Source organism: Sphingomonas adhaesiva (genome assembly GCF_036946125.1).
GTDB lineage: Bacteria > Pseudomonadota > Alphaproteobacteria > Sphingomonadales > Sphingomonadaceae > Sphingomonas > Sphingomonas adhaesiva_A.
On record NZ_JAQIJT010000002.1, the window covers coordinates 2122879 to 2139124 of the forward strand.

Annotated in this window: 12 protein-coding genes and 2 pseudogenes; 9 read left to right on the top strand and 5 right to left on the bottom strand. The window is 71.1% G+C overall.

What is annotated here, in order from left to right; genetic code table 11:
• The first annotated feature begins 59 nt into the window (after positions 1 to 59).
• The 4 genes from PGN23_RS16375 to PGN23_RS16390 are packed head-to-tail and all read left to right on the top strand — an operon-like array spanning position 60 to position 5631.
• The gene (locus PGN23_RS16375) at positions 60 to 791 is read left to right on the top strand and encodes an OmpA family protein (protein WP_335304111.1); all 732 of its coding nucleotides are present in this window, start codon (positions 60 to 62) and stop codon (positions 789 to 791) included.
• Positions 792 to 811: 20 nt separating this feature from the next.
• A complete protein-coding gene (locus PGN23_RS16380; RefSeq protein WP_335304112.1) occupies positions 812 to 2194 on the top strand; it encodes a TolC family protein in 1383 nt (460 codons plus the stop codon).
• 9 nt (positions 2195 to 2203) lie between these two features.
• Positions 2204 to 4348, top strand: a complete 2145-nt coding sequence (locus PGN23_RS16385; protein ID WP_335304113.1) for a type I secretion system permease/ATPase — start codon at positions 2204 to 2206, stop codon at positions 4346 to 4348.
• The gene (locus PGN23_RS16390) at positions 4345 to 5631 is read left to right on the top strand and encodes an HlyD family type I secretion periplasmic adaptor subunit (RefSeq protein ID WP_335304114.1); all 1287 of its coding nucleotides are present in this window, start codon (positions 4345 to 4347) and stop codon (positions 5629 to 5631) included. The genes PGN23_RS16385 and PGN23_RS16390 overlap by 4 nt, the downstream gene beginning before the upstream one ends.
• Positions 5632 to 5898: 267 nt before the next feature.
• On the opposite strand, the pseudogene PGN23_RS18445 reads toward PGN23_RS16390, so the two are convergent.
• Positions 5899 to 7104 (bottom strand): annotated as a pseudogene (locus PGN23_RS18445) (ATP-binding protein); the annotation flags it as partial.
• A gap of 69 nt (positions 7105 to 7173) precedes the next feature.
• Positions 7174 to 8007 (bottom strand): annotated as a pseudogene (locus PGN23_RS18450) (PAS domain-containing protein); the annotation flags it as partial.
• Between the two features lie 272 nt (positions 8008 to 8279).
• Here PGN23_RS18450 and PGN23_RS16400 point away from each other — a divergent pair.
• Entirely contained in the window at positions 8280 to 9668 is a 1389-nt protein-coding gene (locus PGN23_RS16400) for a DEAD/DEAH box helicase (RefSeq protein ID WP_335304116.1), read from the top strand.
• Between the two features lie 470 nt (positions 9669 to 10138).
• Here PGN23_RS16400 and PGN23_RS16405 read toward each other — a convergent pair whose 3' ends face one another.
• On the bottom strand, positions 10139 to 10810 hold the full coding sequence (locus PGN23_RS16405; protein WP_443019798.1) for a hypothetical protein: 672 nt from the start codon (positions 10808 to 10810) through the stop codon (positions 10139 to 10141).
• A gap of 124 nt (positions 10811 to 10934) precedes the next feature.
• Here PGN23_RS16405 and ispH point away from each other — a divergent pair, with 124 nt between their 5' ends.
• The 3 genes from ispH (at position 10935) to rnhA (ending at position 13430) form a co-directional block, all read left to right on the top strand.
• Positions 10935 to 11897: a 4-hydroxy-3-methylbut-2-enyl diphosphate reductase gene (gene ispH / locus PGN23_RS16410; RefSeq protein ID WP_335304117.1), complete on the top strand. Its 963-nt coding sequence runs from the start codon at positions 10935 to 10937 to the stop codon at positions 11895 to 11897.
• Positions 11898 to 12027: 130 nt separating this feature from the next.
• Positions 12028 to 12978, top strand: a complete 951-nt coding sequence (thrB, locus tag PGN23_RS16415) for a homoserine kinase (protein WP_335304118.1) — start codon at positions 12028 to 12030, stop codon at positions 12976 to 12978.
• The gene (rnhA, locus tag PGN23_RS16420; protein ID WP_335304119.1) at positions 12975 to 13430 is read left to right on the top strand and encodes a ribonuclease HI; all 456 of its coding nucleotides are present in this window, start codon (positions 12975 to 12977) and stop codon (positions 13428 to 13430) included. The genes thrB and rnhA overlap by 4 nt, the downstream gene beginning before the upstream one ends.
• A gap of 262 nt (positions 13431 to 13692) precedes the next feature.
• Here the strand turns inward: rnhA and PGN23_RS16425 are convergent, their stop codons facing one another.
• Complete coding sequence (locus tag PGN23_RS16425) at positions 13693 to 14772, bottom strand: NAD(P)/FAD-dependent oxidoreductase (RefSeq protein ID WP_335304120.1); 1080 nt, start codon at positions 14770 to 14772, stop codon at positions 13693 to 13695.
• Entirely contained in the window at positions 14769 to 15689 is a 921-nt protein-coding gene (locus tag PGN23_RS16430; RefSeq protein ID WP_335304121.1) for an alpha/beta hydrolase, read from the bottom strand. The genes PGN23_RS16425 and PGN23_RS16430 overlap by 4 nt, the downstream gene beginning before the upstream one ends.
• Positions 15690 to 15736: 47 nt before the next feature.
• Here PGN23_RS16430 and PGN23_RS16435 point away from each other — a divergent pair, with 47 nt between their 5' ends.
• The gene (locus PGN23_RS16435; protein ID WP_335304123.1) at positions 15737 to 16213 is read left to right on the top strand and encodes an A24 family peptidase; all 477 of its coding nucleotides are present in this window, start codon (positions 15737 to 15739) and stop codon (positions 16211 to 16213) included.
• Positions 16214 to 16246: the final 33 nt, after the last annotated feature.

Here is a 16246-nt window from a genome sequence, read left to right on the forward strand (position 1 = left end):
GATCCGCGCGCCAACCGCAGCATAGCGGGGCGCGGGTCGCGGCAACGGGGAGTAGAGGGATGAAAAGGGGTTTGGGCGTCGCCGTGGCGGCGCTGGCGGCGGCGACCGCGGCACCGGCGCTCGCACAGGGTGCATCGGTCGGCGAGCTGCGCGCGGAGATGACGCGCAACTACGACGCCGCGCTGGCGATGACGCTGCGCCGCGATGTCGTGGCGGCGGACGACAGCCGGTACATCTGGGCGTCGGAGGCCAAGGTCGCGTGCGGGATCGCGATCGGCTATCTGAAGACGCGCACGATCGACGACGAGACGATCGCACGCTGCCGCTCCATGTCCGGCCTGATGACGAACACCGCGGTCGCGCCGCCGGTGGCCGACACGCTCCCCCCGCCTCCCCCGCCCCCGGCGATGGCGCAACCCCTGCCGCCGCCCCCGGCGCCCGCCGCCTGCCCGGTCGCGCTGCCGGCGGAGGTGCATTTCGACTGGGCGGTCGCGACCCCGCTGCCCGACAGCAGCGCGATCATCGAATCGATCGCGTCGTCCGCCGCGGCCTGCGGCGTGCGCGCGGTGGCGGTGGTGGGACACGCCGATCGCTCGGGCAGCGCAGGCTTCAACCAGCGCCTCTCGCAGCGCCGCGCCGAAGCGGTCGCCGCCGCGCTGGTCGCGGAGGGGATGCCGCGATCCGCGGTGAGCGTGCGCGCGGTGGGTGAGCGCGATCCCGCGGTGCCGACCGCGGACGGCGTCCGCGAACCGGCGAACCGCCGCGTCGCGATCAGCCGCAACGACCGATAAGAAAAGGGAGGAGCCACCTCATGCGTATCATCCGTGCGTCGCTCGGCGCGATCGCGGCCGTCCTTGCCGCCTCCGCCGCGGGTGCCACCGACCTGCGCACCGCCATCGCCAGCGCGATGGAGAGCAATCCCGAGATCAACCAGGCGGTCCAGAACAAGGAAGCGATCGAGTTCGAGCGCGAGCAGGCGCAGGGCCTGTGGCGCCCGCGCATCTCGGTCGAGGCCGCAGGCGGCGTGCGCCGCGTCGACAGCCCGACGCGCCGCGCGATCCAGGCCGACCGCGACGCGCTCGCCACGCGCGAGGCGAGCGTGTTCGCCGACCAGACGCTGTTCGATTCGGGCCGCCGCCGCTCGGAATTGCAGCGTCAGGCCGCGCGCACCGACGGCGCCGCCAGCCGGGTGCAGGAACGCTCGCAGTTCATCGCGCTGGAGGTCGCGCGCCGCTACATCGACTACCTGCTCCAGCAGCGCGTGCTCGCCGCGGCGGCGGACAACGTCTCCTTCCATCAGAAGCTCGCCGGTGATCTGGGTCAGGGCGTGCGGGGCGGCTCGGTCAGCATCGCCGACCAGCAGCAGGCGCAGGAGCGGCTGCAATCCGCGATGGCGCGCCGTACCGAGGCGCAGGAGGAGCTGGAAAACGCCGCGATCAGCTTTCGCACGCTGACCGGCCTGACGCTCGACAACGCCACGCTGCCGCCCGAGCTGACCGCGAAGATGCCGCCGTCGCTGTCGGAGGCGATCGCGCTGGCGCGCACCGACAACCCCCGCGTGCGCGAGGCGGTGGCGGACGTCGATGCGGCATACGGGGTCCTGGGCGTGGCGAAGGCCGCGCTGGGCCCGCGCGTCAACCTGGAGGGTCGCGCGCGCTACGGCGAGGATGTCGACGGCTTCCGCGGCTATACCAGCGACCTTCAGGCGCGCGTCGTGCTGCGCTGGGACCTCTACACCGGCGGAGTGAACCAGGCCGCGGTGCAGGAGAACGTCCGCCGCGCGAGCGAGGCGCGCTACCGCCTCCACCAGATGGAGCGCGAGGCGGAGAACGACGTGCGCACGTCGTGGAACCGCCTGCAGCAGCAGACCAAGCTGGTCGGCGAGCTGGATACGCAGGCGGGCGTCTCGGGCGACCTGATCCTGTCCTATCGCGAGCAGTTCAACGTCGGGCGGCGCTCGCTGCTGGACCTGCTGGATGCGCAGAACACGCGTTACAACGTGGTCGTCCAGGCGGAAACCGCGCGGCTGGCGCAGCTGTTCGCGCAATATCGCGTGCTCGCCGCCACCAACCAGCTGATCGAGGCGGTGGGCGTCACCCCGCAGAAGGCCGCGATCGGCGACGCGCGCAAGCGCTACGACGTGCCGATGATCCCGCCGGCCGAATTGATGGACCGCCGCTATCCCGGCAAGTGACGCGAACCGATGAGCATCGGTGACTGGTATGGCGACTGGACGCGCGAGCGCGATCCGGTGCTGGCGTGCATGGTCCGCCTGGCGGTGCTGCACGATCGACCGGCCGCGCCCGCGCGGATCCTGACCGGCATCGCGCTCGACGACGACGGCCGCCTCCCCTTCCATCAGGTGGAGGCGGTCGCCGAACAGCTGGGGATGAACGCGCACCCGCTGACGCGCCCCTTCGCGCGCTGGCCGGTCGACGCCGCGCCCGCGCTGCTCGCCACGCAGGGCGACCGTGCGATCCTGCTGCTGGAGCTGACCCAGACCGACGCGTTGGTCTTCGTCCCCGGCCGAGACGACCCGTTCTGGACCCCGCGCGCCGCGCTCGCGCCGTTTCTGACCGGCGCGGCGGTACGTATCGACCCCGATCCGACCGCCGAGCGCGATGCCGAGCGGCCGTGGGAGCGCGCGGTGCGCCGCCACTGGTTCTGGAGCGAGGCGTGGAAGATGCGCGGCGCGCTGTGGTACGTCGTCCTCGCCGCCGCGGTCATCAACCTGCTGGGTTTCGCGGTCCCGCTGTTCACGATGAACGTGTACGACCGCGTCATCCCCAATCGCGCCGCCGCCAGCCTGTGGGTGCTGGCGATCGGGGCGGTGCTGGCGCTGGGGATGGAGCTGACGCTGCGGCTGGCGCGGGCGCGGCTGATCGACGAGGTCGGCCGGCGGCTCGACGCGCGATTGTCGCAGAAGCTGTTCGAGAAACTCCTCAACCTGCCGCTGTCGCAGAAGCAGGGCAGCACCGGCGCGCTGGCGAAGCGCGTGTCGGATTACGAGCAGGTGCGCGACTTCTTCGCCTCCACCACCGTGGTGCTGACGGTCGACATCAGCTTCCTGCTGCTGTTCCTCGTCATGATCGCGGTACTGGCGGGATGGCTGGTGCTGGTGCCCGTCGTCGGCATCGTCGCGATGCTGGTCGCGGGCTGGCTGCTGCAGCGCGCGATGGGGCGCGTCGCGCTCGACGCGCAGGCGGATTCGGGGCTGCAACATTCCGCGCTGGTCGAATCGATCGGCGCGCTGGAGACGCTGAAGGCGGTCCACGGCGAGGGGCGGATGCTCGGCCGCTGGCGCCGCCACGCGCAGTCCAGCGCGATGACGCAGGAGCGGTTCCGCCGCCTGACCGCGATCAGCGTCAACCTCGCCACCTTCTGCCAGCAGGCGATCACGATCGGGCTGGTGGTCGGCGGCTTCTACCTCTTTTCCGCCGGCACGATCTCGATGGGCGGGATCATCGGCATCGCGATGATCGCGGGGCGCGCGCTGGCGCCGATCGGGCAGTTCGCATTCCTGATGACGCGCGCGCGACAGGCGCTGCTGACGATGGCGACGCTCCAGCGGATGATGGAGCAGCCCGACGAACGCAGCGAGGGCGCGCGCACCATCGCGCCGACGATCGCGGCGGGCTCGCTGGTGCTCGACCATGTCGGCTTCGCCTATCCCGGCAGCGGGCGCGCCTCGCTCAGCGACGTATCGCTGACGATCCGGCCCGGCGAGCGGATCGCGATCATCGGCCGCGTCGCCTCGGGCAAGTCGACGCTCGGCAAGCTGCTGTGCGGCCTCCATGCGCCGGGCGAGGGCAGCTACCTGATCGACGACATCGACAGCCGCCAGTACCAGCCGCATGCGATCCGCGAGACGTTCCGCTACGTCGGCCAGGATGCCGAGCTTTTCAGCGGCACGGTACGCGACAATCTGACGCTCGCCGCCAACGGCGCGGACGACGCGCAGCTGATCGAGGCCACGCGCAAGGCGGGTGCGGACAGCTTCCTGGCGCGCGATGCCGCCGGGTTCGACCTGTTGGTGGGGGAGCGCGGCGCGCGGCTGTCGGGCGGGCAGCGCAGCTTCCTGGTCCTCGCGCGCGCCTTCGCCGCGCCCGCCAAGCTGCTGTTCCTCGACGAGCCGACCGGGGCGATGGATACCGCGAGCGAGGCGCTGTTCGTCCAGCGGATGCGTGACGCGATGCGGCCCGACCAGACCGTGATCGTCTCCACCCACCGCCACGCGCTGCTGGCGCTGGTCGACCGGCTGATCGTGATCGACCAGGGGCGTATCGTCGCCGACGGCGCGCGCGACGCGGTGCTGGCGCAACTCGCCGCGATGGGAGCGCCGAAATGACGGCCCGGACGACATGGCGCGATCGCTGGGATGCGCTGGACGGCACGCGCCGCATCATCCTCGTCACCGGGGTGGGCTTCTTCCTGCTGCTGCTATGGGCCGCGCTCGCCCCGATCGACGAGGTGACGCGCGGCGAGGGCCGCGTGATCCCGTCGAGCAAGGTGCAGGTGGTGCAGGCGTCCGAGGCGTCGAGCGTGCGCCAGATCCTGGTCCGCTCGGGCCAGCAGGTGAAGAAGGGCCAGCTGCTGGTCCGCATGGACGACACCGAATCCGCCGCCGCGCGCGGGCAGATCGAGGCTGAGCGCCAGTCGCTCGCCGCGCGCTCCGAACGGTTGGCGGGCGAGGTGTCCGGCCGCAGCGCCGACTGTCCGCCCGGCACGCCGCAGTCGCTGTGCAACAGCGAGGCGCAGCTGGCCGACCTGCGCGCCGCGACGCTGCGCAGCAAGCTGTCCGGGCTCGGCTCCGCGATCGAGCAGCGCCGCCGCGAACTGGGCGAGGCACAGGCGACCGTCGCCTCGCTGCGCAGCAGCGTCGCGCTGGCGCAGAAGAACGTCGACATGCTCGCCCCGCTCGCGGCGAAGTCGATCGTCCCGCAGACCGAGCTGCTGGCAGCGCAACGCGACGTCAACGACCAGCGCGGGCGGCTCGCGGCGGCGCAGCAGACCGTGTCGCGCGCGATGGCCGCGGTCCGCGAGGCGCAGGCGCAGGCCTCCGAGGCGAACCTGCAATTCCGGCAGGAGGCGCTCAACGAGCAGAGCCAGCTGAATGCGAAGATCGCGGTCAGCGACCAGTCGCTGCGCGGCGCGACCGGCAAGCTGGCGCGCTCCGAAATCCGCTCGCCGCTGGCGGGCGTCGTCAACGACGTGCAGGTGACGACGATCGGCGCATTCCTGAACCCGGGGCAGAAGATCATGGAGGTGGTGCCGCTGGGCGACCGCCTGCTGGTCGAGACGCGCGTCACGCCCAAGGACATCGCCTTCATCAAGGTGGGCGATGCCGCGACCGTGAAGGTCACCGCCTACGATTTCTCGATCTACGGCGGGCTCGACGCGCGCGTGGTGCAGGTGTCGCCCGACAGCATCTACGACGAGGTGAAGCGCGAGCCGTATTTCTCGGTCATGGTGGAGACGCGTCGCTCGTACCTGACGATGGGCGACCGCCGCCTGCCGATCACGCCGGGGATGCTGTGCGACGTGGAGATCGTCACCGGCCACAAGACGGTGCTGAGCTACCTGCTGAAGCCGGTGCTCAAGGCGCGCAGCGAGGCGCTGCGGGAGAAGTAAGGCTTTCCGTCACGCGGCCTTGAGCGGGGCCTTTGCAAAACAGGTGCAACGGCACCCAGCCCACGCCGTGCTCCTGCGCAGGCAGGAGCTCCGAGCCAAGCAGAACAACGCCTTATGTGACCTGCAACTCTGGGCTCCTGCCTGCGCAGGAGCACGATGTAGCCTTTTGCAAAGGTCTCGCCTTGAGCCGGGGTCCCGCTTCTTCTTCTCTCATCGAGGTAAAAAGCGGGACCCCGGGTCAGGCCCGGGGTGACGATAAGGACCGATCTACTCCGCCAATACCCCGCGCACCTTCGCCGCGAATGCCTCCATCGCGAAGGGCTTCGTCAGCAGCGCCATGTTCGGCGCCAGCTGCCCGTTGCCGATCACCGCATTCTCCGCATAGCCGGTGATGAACAGCACGCGCAGGTCCGGGATCAGCGCCAGCGCGGCGTCCGCCACCTGCCGCCCGTTCATCTGCCCCGGCAGGCCGACGTCGGTCACGAGCAAGTCGGGGCGCACCCCGCTCGCCAGCAATCGCAGCGCCGCGGTGCCGTCGCCCGCCTCCAGCGTGGTATAGCCCAGCTCCGACAGCACCTCGATCGCCAGCATCCGGATCGTCGGCTCGTCATCGACCACCAGGACCATGCGCGCGCCGTCCGAATGCGGCGCGCGGTCGAGCGACACCGCGGGCGCCTCGTCCGGCAGCGCGCTGCCGTAATGGCGCGGCAGGTAGATGCACAGCGTCGTCCCCTGCCCCGGCTCGCTGTAGATGCGCACCTGCCCCCCCGACTGGCGCGCGAAGCCGTAGATCATCGACAGCCCCAGCCCGGTTCCCTCGCCCAGCGGCTTGGTGGTGTAGAAGGGGTCGAACGCGCGCGCCTGTACCTCGGGCGTCATGCCGGTGCCGGTATCGGTCACGCACAGCGACAGATATTGCCCCGCATCCAGATCGCGCTCCTTCGCCGCGCGTTCGTCGAGCCAGCGGTTGGCGGTCTCGATCGTGATCCGCCCGCCGTCGGGCATCGCGTCGCGGGCGTTGATGCACAGGTTGAGCAGCGCATTTTCCAGCTGGTTGGGATCGACCAGCGCGTCCCACAGCCCCGCCGCGCCGACCACCTCGACCGCGATCGCCGGACCGACGGTGCGGCGGATCAGATCCTCCATCCCCTGGACCAGCCGGTTGACGTCGGTCGGGCGCGGGTCGAGCGTCTGGCGGCGCGAGAAGGCGAGCAGCCGATGCGTCAGCGCCGCCGCGCGCCGCGTCGCCCCCTGCGCCGCGGTGACATAGCGGTCGAGATCGCCGACCCGCCCCTGCGCCACGCGGACCTGGATCATCTCCAGCGCGCCGGAGATGCCGGTCAGCAGATTGTTGAAATCGTGCGCCAGCCCGCCGGTCAACTGGCCGACCGCCTCCATCTTCTGCGCCTGGCGCAGATGCTCCTCGGCGACCATCAGCTCGGCGCTGCGCGCCTCCACCTCCTGCTCCAGCCGTTCGTTGAGCGCCGCCAGTTCGGTTTCCGCCCGGCGCCGCTCCACCGCATCGCGCGTCCGCTCCGCCACCTCGCGGACGAAGGCCAGCTCCTCCTGCGTCCACCGGCGCGGCTCGGCATGGTTCAGGTACAGCAGCGCGACGAAGCCACCCTGCTCGGTCACGGGCATGTTGATGAACGACATCGCCGACAACCGGCGCAGCGCCTCCGCGGTGTCGCGGGTGCGATCGTCCTCGCGCACGTCGGCGATCGCGACGGTGACACCGTTCTTCAGATCCTCGATGTACGAGCCGTAGTCGCGGAAGTGGAGGATCGGCGGCAGCGCGGCGATCCCCCCTGCGCAATAGGCGCGTTCGGTCACGATCGTCTCCGCCGCCGGATCGACGATGCCATAGCCGACGCGGCTGACGTCCAGCGCGCGCCCCAGCACGGTCGCCGCCGCCAGCGCCAGATCGCCGGCGTCGCCCGGCTGGCGCAGCCGGTCGCCCAGCTCGACCAGCGCGGCCAGCCGCAGCTCGGCCCGCTTGCGGGTGTCGATGTCGAAGCTGATCCCGGGGAAGTGCACCGCGCGCCCCGCCTCGTCACGGTCGAGCCGCCCCTGCGCGGCGAGCCAGCGCGTCTGCCCGTCGCGCCCGACCACGCGATATTCCGCCTCGAACGCGGCGCCGGTCGCCAGCGTATGCGCGATGGCGGCGCGGACGCGCGGCAGGTCGTCCCGGTGGATACCGCCGAAAAAGGCGTCGATCGGCGCGCCGCCGGCGGCATCGGCGGGCGCGACGCCGTACAGTTCGGCGAACCCGGCGTCGGCGGTCACGCGATCGGCCAGGACATCCCAGTCCCATCGCCCGACACTGGGGGCATCGGCATGGCGGCGGTGGGGGTCGGTCGTGATCGGGTCGGTCATGTCAGTGCGCCAACGATAGACGCGGCAAAAGGTGTCTTCATTGTGTGTATTGGTGTCATATCAATACGATAGCGCCGCCATCTTGACGTTTTGCAGTGCAGCGGTCATATCGCCGCCATCGGGACGTCGGCAGCGTGATCGGGCTCATCGCCCAGGCTCCGTCCCGGTCAGTTTGTTCACGGGCTTCCCAAGTCACGCGGGGTGTCATTTTTCCCCCGCCCCTCGTACGCCATGCCGCGTGCGAGCCCGGCATCGTACAGGATTACCATTTCATGCCATTCGCTTCTCTCGGCCTCGCCGATACCCTCGTGCGTGCTCTCGCCGCCAAGGGCTATAACGAACCCACCCCGATCCAGCGCGACAGCATCCCGCAGCTGCTGGAGGGCCGCGACCTGCTCGGCATCGCGCAGACCGGCACCGGCAAGACCGCGGCGTTCGTGCTGCCGTCGATCCAGAACCTGGTCGCCGCGAACAAGCGCGTCCTGCCGACGCATTGCCGCATGCTGGTGCTGGCGCCGACGCGCGAGCTGGCCGGGCAGATCGCCGACAATGCGCGCGCCTATGCGCAATTCTCGAAGCTGTCGGTCGCGACGATCTTCGGCGGCACCAGCATCGCGAAGAACCGCAACGACGTGGCGCGCGGCGTCGACATCCTGGTGGCGACGCCGGGTCGCCTGATCGACGTGGTCGAGCAGGGCTATCTGAACCTGTCGATGATCGAGATCCTGGTGCTGGACGAGGCCGACCAGATGCTCGACCTGGGCTTCATCCACGCGCTCAGGAAGATCGTGCGGATGCTGCCGCGCAAGCGCCAGACGCTGTTCTTCTCCGCCACCATGCCGCCGTCGATCCGCCAGCTGGCCGACCAGTTCCTGACCGATCCGGTCACCGTGTCGGTCGTGCCGCAATCGACCACCGCGGAGCGCGTCGACCAGTCGGTGATCTTCTGCAACCAGACCGAAAAGCAGGCGCTGCTGACGATCATGCTGCGCGATCTGCCCATCGACCGCGCGCTGGTGTTCACCCGCACCAAGCACGGCGCGGACCGCGTCGTGAAGCTGCTGGCGGGCAACGGCCAGGGCGCGGTCGCGATCCACGGCAACAAGAGCCAGCCGCAGCGCGAGCGTGCGCTGGCCGCGTTCAAGTCGGGCGAGGTCAAGGTACTGGTCGCGACCGACATCGCCGCGCGCGGCATCGACGTCTCGGGCGTCAGCCACGTGTTCAACTTCGAGCTGCCCAACGTGCCGGAGCAATATGTCCACCGCATCGGCCGCACCGCGCGCGCGGGCGCCAGCGGCGAGGCGATCGCCTTCTGCGCGGACGACGAGAAGCCATACCTGAAGGACATCGAGAAGCTGACGCGGCAGAAGGTCGCGGTGGCGCCGCTGCCCGACGACTTCCTGCGTCAGGCCGATAAGATCAAGGCCGAGCGCGTCAAGGCGATCGGTGCCGACCCCGCCCCGCGCGAGGATCGCCCCCGTCAGCAGCGCGGCCCCGCGCGCCCCAAGGCTAGCCACGCGCCGCGCGCGACGAGCGGCAGCCCGCAGGACCGCAACTACGCCAACGCCAGCCGCCGCGGCGGCGGCAATGGCGGCGGCAGCGGTGGCGGTCGCCGCCGCGGCGGCGGCGGTGGCCGCCCGCAGGCGCAGGCCGGGCGGTAACGCCTCCCCGTCATGCCGGGCTCGTCCCGGCATCCGCGGTGCCGCGCGCCACAAGCCGTGGGGCGCGCGGAGCCGTGGACCCCGGAACACGTCGAGACTTTTGCGAAACGGGCGGAACGGCGCGACGTCCACGCCCGCAAAGGTCCGGAACAAGTCCGGAGCGTCATCCCCGGCTCAACCGCGGACCCAACCGCGCGCGATCGGCTATCGAAGCGGGCTCGCAGAAGGAACACGCCTCCCCGTCATGCCGGGCTCGTCCCGGCATCCAGGGTGCCGTGCTCCACAAGCCGTGAAGCGCGGAACCCTGGACCCCGGAACACGTCCGGGGTGACGACGGAAATTCGGGAGGGTATCGACCGAAACGACGGTGGCGTTACCCCAACGCGCTCATGCGCAGGCAGGAGCCCAGGGTTGTCGGATCCATCGGACGTTGCTCACCGGGCTCCTGCCGTCGCAGGAACGCCATCCCGTCACCGCGTCGCGTTATACTTCAGCTGGTCGTCGGTCAGCTGGAACCCCACCAGCGCCTCGAACGAGGCGGAGAGCACCGCCTGACGCACCGCCGGATCGGCGAGCGGGTCGGTGGCGGCGTCCTCGTCGCCGGCCTTGCGCTTGCGCGTCAGGCGGTCGCGCACCTCCTGCGGCACCGTCGCCGCCGCGCGCGCGACCGCGCTGGTCGCCTCGGCATTGGCGGTCGCGATCGGCTGGCCCGCGTCGAAGTGCAGCTGCACCTGTCCCAACCGCTTGGCCACCACCTCGCTGCCGCCGCGCGTGATCGCGATGAAATAGGGCAAGGTCACGTCGCGCGCGCCATCGGTCCGCGTCCGCCGCGCCCTCACGTCGAAGGTGACGCGCGTCACCACGTCCGACCCCTGATCGTCGCAGGTCGAGCGCACGTTGCTGATCGCGGCGGAGACGTCGATCGCGCTCGCGTCGCGGCTGGCGGGCGGGTCGAACAAGGTCACGTCGCCGGTCCCCGCGGGCACGCCCACGGTCGGGCAGGCGGTCCGCACCGCGGTGATCCCGACCCCCTGCGACACGTCGATATCGCCGCTCTTGGCACACCCCGCGATCAGCAGCAGGGCGAGCGGGGCGGCGGCAAGCATGGCGGGGGCAAGCGGGCGAGCGATCAACGTAGGCATCCCGGACAATTGGGCACACGCGATACGGGGCCGCCCGGCACTCTGGCCGGGTACGGCCCCGTCACGCCGCGCCACCATAGGAACCGACTATCGCGGCGGCAAGCATTCGCGTAAGTGCTGCGCCATGGCCGAACCTGCATCCGACCGCCGCCCGCTGGAACTGCTGATCGCCGCGCCGCGCGGGTTCTGTGCCGGGGTGGACCGCGCGATCCGCATCGTCGAGCTGGCGATCGAGAAGCACGGCGCCCCCGTCTATGTCCGGCACGAGATCGTCCACAACAGGTTCGTGGTCGACGCGCTGAAGGCGAAGGGCGCGGTCTTCGTCGAGGAACTGGACGAGGTGCCGGACGGCGCCCCGGTCGTCTTCTCCGCGCACGGCGTGCCCAAGTCGGTCCCGGCCGCGGCGCAGGACCGCGGGCTCGACTATCTCGACGCGACCTGCCCGCTGGTCTCCAAGGTGCACCGCCAGGCCGAGCGGCTGGTCGCCGCGGGGCGCCACATCCTCTTCATCGGCCATGCCGGTCATCCGGAGGTGATCGGCACCTTCGGACAGGTGCCGGCCGGCGCGATGTCGCTGATCGAGACGGTGGAGGACGTCGCGACACTTTCGGTGCCCGACGAGGCCAACCTGGCCTTCCTGACGCAGACCACGCTGTCGGTCGACGATACCGCCGCGATCGTCGCCGCGCTCCAGGCGCGCTTCCCGCTGGTGCAGGCGCCGCGCGGCGAGGACATCTGCTACGCCACCTCCAACCGGCAGGCCGCGGTGAAGGCGATCGCCGCCGCGTGCGATGCGGTGCTGGTGATCGGCGCGCCCAATTCCTCCAACTCGGTGCGGCTGGTCGAGGTCGCCGAGCGGCAGGGCGTGCGCGCCGCGCTGATCCAGCGCGCGGCCGATCTCGACTGGTTGTTCCTCGACGGCGTCGGCACGCTCGGCATCACCGCGGGCGCCAGCGCGCCCGAGCTGCTGGTGCGCGAGCTGGTCGACCTGCTCGCCACCCGCTTCGATGTGACCGAGCGCGAGGAGGAGACCACGCGCGAGACGATCGCCTTCAAGCTGCCGCGCGGGCTCGACGCCGCCGCCTGAGCCCCCGTCGCCCCGGCCCTGAGCCGGGGTCCCGCTTCCCTGCCACCCTTGCGGAGGAAGCAGCGGGATCCCGGATCGCGTCCGGGATGACGAAGAATTTCACACCGCTTCTTGCACGCCGGACACGACCATGGCCGTCTACACACAGGTTTCCGCCGAGGCGCTGGCCGCCTTCCTCACGCGCTACGACGCCGGCGCGCTCGTCTCCGCGAAGGGCATCGCCGAGGGGGTGGAGAACAGCAACTATCTGGTCGACACCACCAGCGCGCGCTTCATCCTGACGCTGTACGAGAAGCGCGTGGCCGCGGAGGACCTGCCGTTCTTCATGGCGCTGCTGGCCCATCTCGACGCGCGCGGGCTGCCGGTGCCGCCCGCGATCAAGGACCGCACGGGCACCGAGATACAGGAGCTGGCCGGTCGCCCCGCCTGCCTCATCAAGTTCCTGACCGGCGTGTCGCTGTCCGATCCCACCCCGGCGCAGGCACGAAGCGCCGCGCGCGCGATGGCGGCGATGCACGAGGCGCTCGCCGACTTCGCGCCGACGCGCGACAATTCGATGGGCGTCGCGACATGGCGTCCGCTGCTGGAGCGCTGCGGGCGCGCGGCGATGGACACGATCCGCCCCGGACTGTTCGACCGCGTCGACGCGGCGCTGGCGCAGGTCGAGGCGGCATGGCCCGCCGACCTGCCGGTCAGCGCGATCCACGCCGACCTGTTCCCCGACAACGTGCTGATGCTGGGTGACGCGGTCACCGGGTTGATCGACTTCTATTTCGCCTGCACCGACCTGCGCGCCTACGACCTGGCGATCATGCACACCGCGTGGATGTTCGATGCCCGGGGGCTGAACCCGCGGACCGCGGTGGGCGCCGCCTTGCTGGAGGGCTATGGCGACGGCCTGACCGCGGCGGAACGGGCCGCGCTGCCGGTGCTGGCGAAGGGGGCGTGCATCCGCTTCCTGCTCAGCCGCGCCTGGGACTGGATCCACACGCCCGCGGACGCGCTGGTCGTGCGCAAGGACCCGCTCGCCTATCTCAACCGCCTCGACTGGTACGAGGCGAACCCGGACGCCTTCGCATGACCGCCGAACTCACGACCGTGGAGATCGCCACCGACGGCGCGTGCAAGGGCAATCCCGGCCCCGGCGGCTGGGGCGTCCTGATCCGCTCGGGCACGCACGAGAAGGAAATGTCGGGAGGCGAGCCGCTGACCACCAACAACCGCATGGAGCTGACCGCGGCGATCGAGGGGCTGAACGCGCTGACCCGCCCGTGCCGCGTCCTGCTGTCGACCGACAGCCGCTATGTCATGGACGGCCTGACCAAGTGGATCCACGGCTGGCAGAAGAACGGCTGGAAGACCGCCGACAGGAAGCCGGTGAAGAACGCCGAGCTGTGGCAGGCGCTGCTCGCCGCCGCGAAGCCGCACCGGGTCGAGTGGAAATGGGTGAAGGGCCACGCCGGCCACCCCGACAACGAACGCGCCGACCGCCTCGCCAGCGATGCCGCGGTCGCGGCGGGGAAGCGGCGTTAAGACGCAGATGTGCTCCTGCGCAGGCAGGAGCCCGGGGTTGCCGATCCCAAAGGCGTCGTTCTTCCCGGCTCCGGGCTACTGCGGGACGTTTGCAAAAGGCTACACCGTGCTCCTGCGAAGGCAGGAGCCCAGGGTTCCAGGTCACATAAGGCGTTGTTCTGCTTGGCGCTGGGCTCCTGCCTGCGCAGGAGCACGGTGTGGGCTCGGTGCCGATGCACCCGTTTTGCAAAGGCCCCGCTCCTGCCTGCGCAGGAGAACCGGCTTACCCGAATCGCCCCGCGGCGTACCGATCCGCGTCCAGCCCCGTCGGTACCGCATCGTCCAGCAGCAACGCCGCCCCCAGCGCCGCCGCGGCGGGTGCGGTCTGGATGCCGAAGCCGCCCTGCCCCGCGAACCAGAAGAAGCCGGAGATGCGGGGGTCCGCGCCGAAGACCGGCAGCCGGTCGGGCGCGAAGGAGCGCAATCCCGCCCACGACCGCTCCACCCGCTTCACCCGCCAGTCGACCGCCCGTTCGAAGCGGTCGATCGCGATCGCCACGTCGATTTCCTCCGGCGCGACGTCGTGCGCGGCGACCGGGTGCTCGTCATGCGGGCTCAGCCACAGCCGCCCGCCGGCCTCCGGCTTGAAGTAGAAGCCGCCCGCCAGATCGACCACGAACGGCATCCCCGCGGGCGCGCCGGGGTCCGTCTCCAGCTGCACCATCGTGCGCCGGTACGGCTGGATGCCCAGCGGCCGTGCACCCGCGACCGCGGCGACCGGGTCCGCCCACGCCCCCGCCGCATTCACCAGCACCTCCGCCGCGAAGCGCGCGCCGTCCCGCACGGTCAGCTGCCACGCGCCATCCGCGCGCACCGCCTCCGCCAGCGCCGCGCCCGCCACGATCGTCGCGCCCGCGCGCCGCGCTTGTGCCAGACAGTCGCCGTGCAGCCGCGCGGCATCGATATAGGCGCAGGTCGGCTCGCTGACCCCCAGCGTCCATTCGGGGCGCAGCCCAGGGATCAGCGCGGCGGGCGTCACCCGCTCCAGCGCGACCGGCGTGCCCGCGAATTCGTCGAGCAGCGCCGCCATCGCCGCACCGTCGCCCGCGCGCCCGATGTGCACCGCACCCAGCGGATCGAGATAGCCGCCGTCGCGCAGCGCCGGGCCCGATGCGGTGGTCAGCGGCTGGATCCCCGCGCCGCCGTAGGTTTCCGACCAGAAGGCCGCGGATCGCCCGGTCGCATGATAGCCGGGCTGCGCCTCCGCCTCCAGCAGCAGCACGCGCGCCCGGTCGCCGATCGCCGCCGCCAGGCTGGCGCCCGCGATGCCCCCGCCCACGATCGCGATGTCGTGGCGCGTCACCCCGCGCGTTCCGCCAGAAACGCGTCGATCGCGGCCAGCGCGCGGTCGCGCACCGGGTCCGCCTCGCGCAGGATCTCGTGCGCCGACTCCGCCCCGAACCGCACCAGCCGCGCATCGGGCAGTCGGCGCACGACCGCCGCCGCCGCCTGCGGGTCGACCAGCCGGTCGTGATCCGCCACCAGCGTCAGCACCGGGGTGCGCATCGTCGCCAGCCGCGCGTCGGCGCGCAGCCGCGCCGTCGCTGCGAACGCCTCCGCCAGCCACGCCCAGCTCGGCGGACCCAGCCGCAATGCCGGGTCGGCGCGGTAGAAGAAGTCCTCGTCGTCGTAGCGATCGGCATCCGCGGTCAGCAGCAGGCGGCGATCGGGCGCACCGGGGCGCTCATGCCCCTTCCACGCCGCACGCGCCGGGTCGCCCAGCGCGCGCATCAGCGCCGCGACCTTGCCCCCCAGCCACGCCCCCACCGGGCTGCGCAGCCCCAGCATCGGCGCGATCAGCACCGCCGCATCGGCGTCGATCGCGCCCTCCACCAGCGCCCGCAGCGTCAGATACCCGCCCATCGAGTGCCCCATCGCCACGCGCGGGCGCGCGCGCGGCGCCTCCCACTCACCCCACAATTGCGCCAGATCCGCGATCCAGGGGGTGAAATCGGCGCAATGCCCGACGTTGGGATCGGCGCTCAGCCGCCCCGAGCCGCCCTGCCCGCGCCAGTCGAACGCGCTGACCGACCAGCCCTGCCGATGCCAATAGGCGAATGTTTCCAGATACTTCTCGAAAATGTCACCGCGCCCGGCCTGGAACAGGATCGCGCCCCGCCCGCCCCCCGGCCAGTCGAACCGCCGCAGCGGCCAGCCATCGGCCGCCCGCCAATGGGTCACCCGCGCATCCGGGGGCAGCGTTCGGCGGTCGATGGTCATCGCGCGTGGTTACGGTTTCTCAAACCCTTCCGTCTAGCGGCGATGGCATGGGATGGAACATTCTCACCTTTCTGCTGCCCGCGGCTTTGGGCGTCCTGCTGGTATCGGCGGGCATCCAGGACATCCGCATGCGCGAGATATCCAATGCGAAGAACGCCGCGATCGCGCTGATGGCGCCGTTGTGGTGGGTGTCGATCGGGCTGGCGCCATGGCCCGGCATGGCGATCCAGCTGGGCGTCGCGCTGATCGTCTTCGCGCTGTTCATCGGCGCGTTCGCGCTGGGGCAGATGGGCGGCGGCGACGTGAAGCTGATCGGCGCGCTGTCGCTGTGGCTGACCCCGCTCAAGCTGCTCGACATGCTGACGGCGATGGCGATCGCGGGCGGCGTGCTGACGCTGCTCTTCCTGATCGACCGGCGCTGGCACCGTCGCGAGGGCCCGGTGGAGGTGCCCTACGGCGTCGCCATCGCGGTCGCCGGGCTGCTCGCGCTTCGCGAACCGCTTCTTAACCAATTTACCCAATAACCAGCCGACGAGAACGGCCTGACGCGCGTCCGA

Coding starts and splice junctions, on each gene's coding strand:
- rnhA (WP_335304119.1), top strand. CDS start 12,975: ATGACCGCCGAACTCACGACCGTGGAGATCGCCACCGACGGCGCGTGC.
- PGN23_RS16385 (WP_335304113.1), top strand. CDS start 2,204: ATGAGCATCGGTGACTGGTATGGCGACTGGACGCGCGAGCGCGATCCG.
- PGN23_RS16400 (WP_335304116.1), top strand. CDS start 8,280: ATGCCATTCGCTTCTCTCGGCCTCGCCGATACCCTCGTGCGTGCTCTC.
- ispH (WP_335304117.1), top strand. CDS start 10,935: ATGGCCGAACCTGCATCCGACCGCCGCCCGCTGGAACTGCTGATCGCC.
- PGN23_RS16405 (WP_443019798.1), bottom strand. CDS start 10,810: ATGCCTACGTTGATCGCTCGCCCGCTTGCCCCCGCCATGCTTGCCGCC.
- PGN23_RS16390 (WP_335304114.1), top strand. CDS start 4,345: ATGACGGCCCGGACGACATGGCGCGATCGCTGGGATGCGCTGGACGGC.
- PGN23_RS16380 (WP_335304112.1), top strand. CDS start 812: ATGCGTATCATCCGTGCGTCGCTCGGCGCGATCGCGGCCGTCCTTGCC.
- thrB (WP_335304118.1), top strand. CDS start 12,028: ATGGCCGTCTACACACAGGTTTCCGCCGAGGCGCTGGCCGCCTTCCTC.
- PGN23_RS16435 (WP_335304123.1), top strand. CDS start 15,737: ATGGGATGGAACATTCTCACCTTTCTGCTGCCCGCGGCTTTGGGCGTC.
- PGN23_RS16430 (WP_335304121.1), bottom strand. CDS start 15,689: ATGACCATCGACCGCCGAACGCTGCCCCCGGATGCGCGGGTGACCCAT.
- PGN23_RS16375 (WP_335304111.1), top strand. CDS start 60: ATGAAAAGGGGTTTGGGCGTCGCCGTGGCGGCGCTGGCGGCGGCGACC.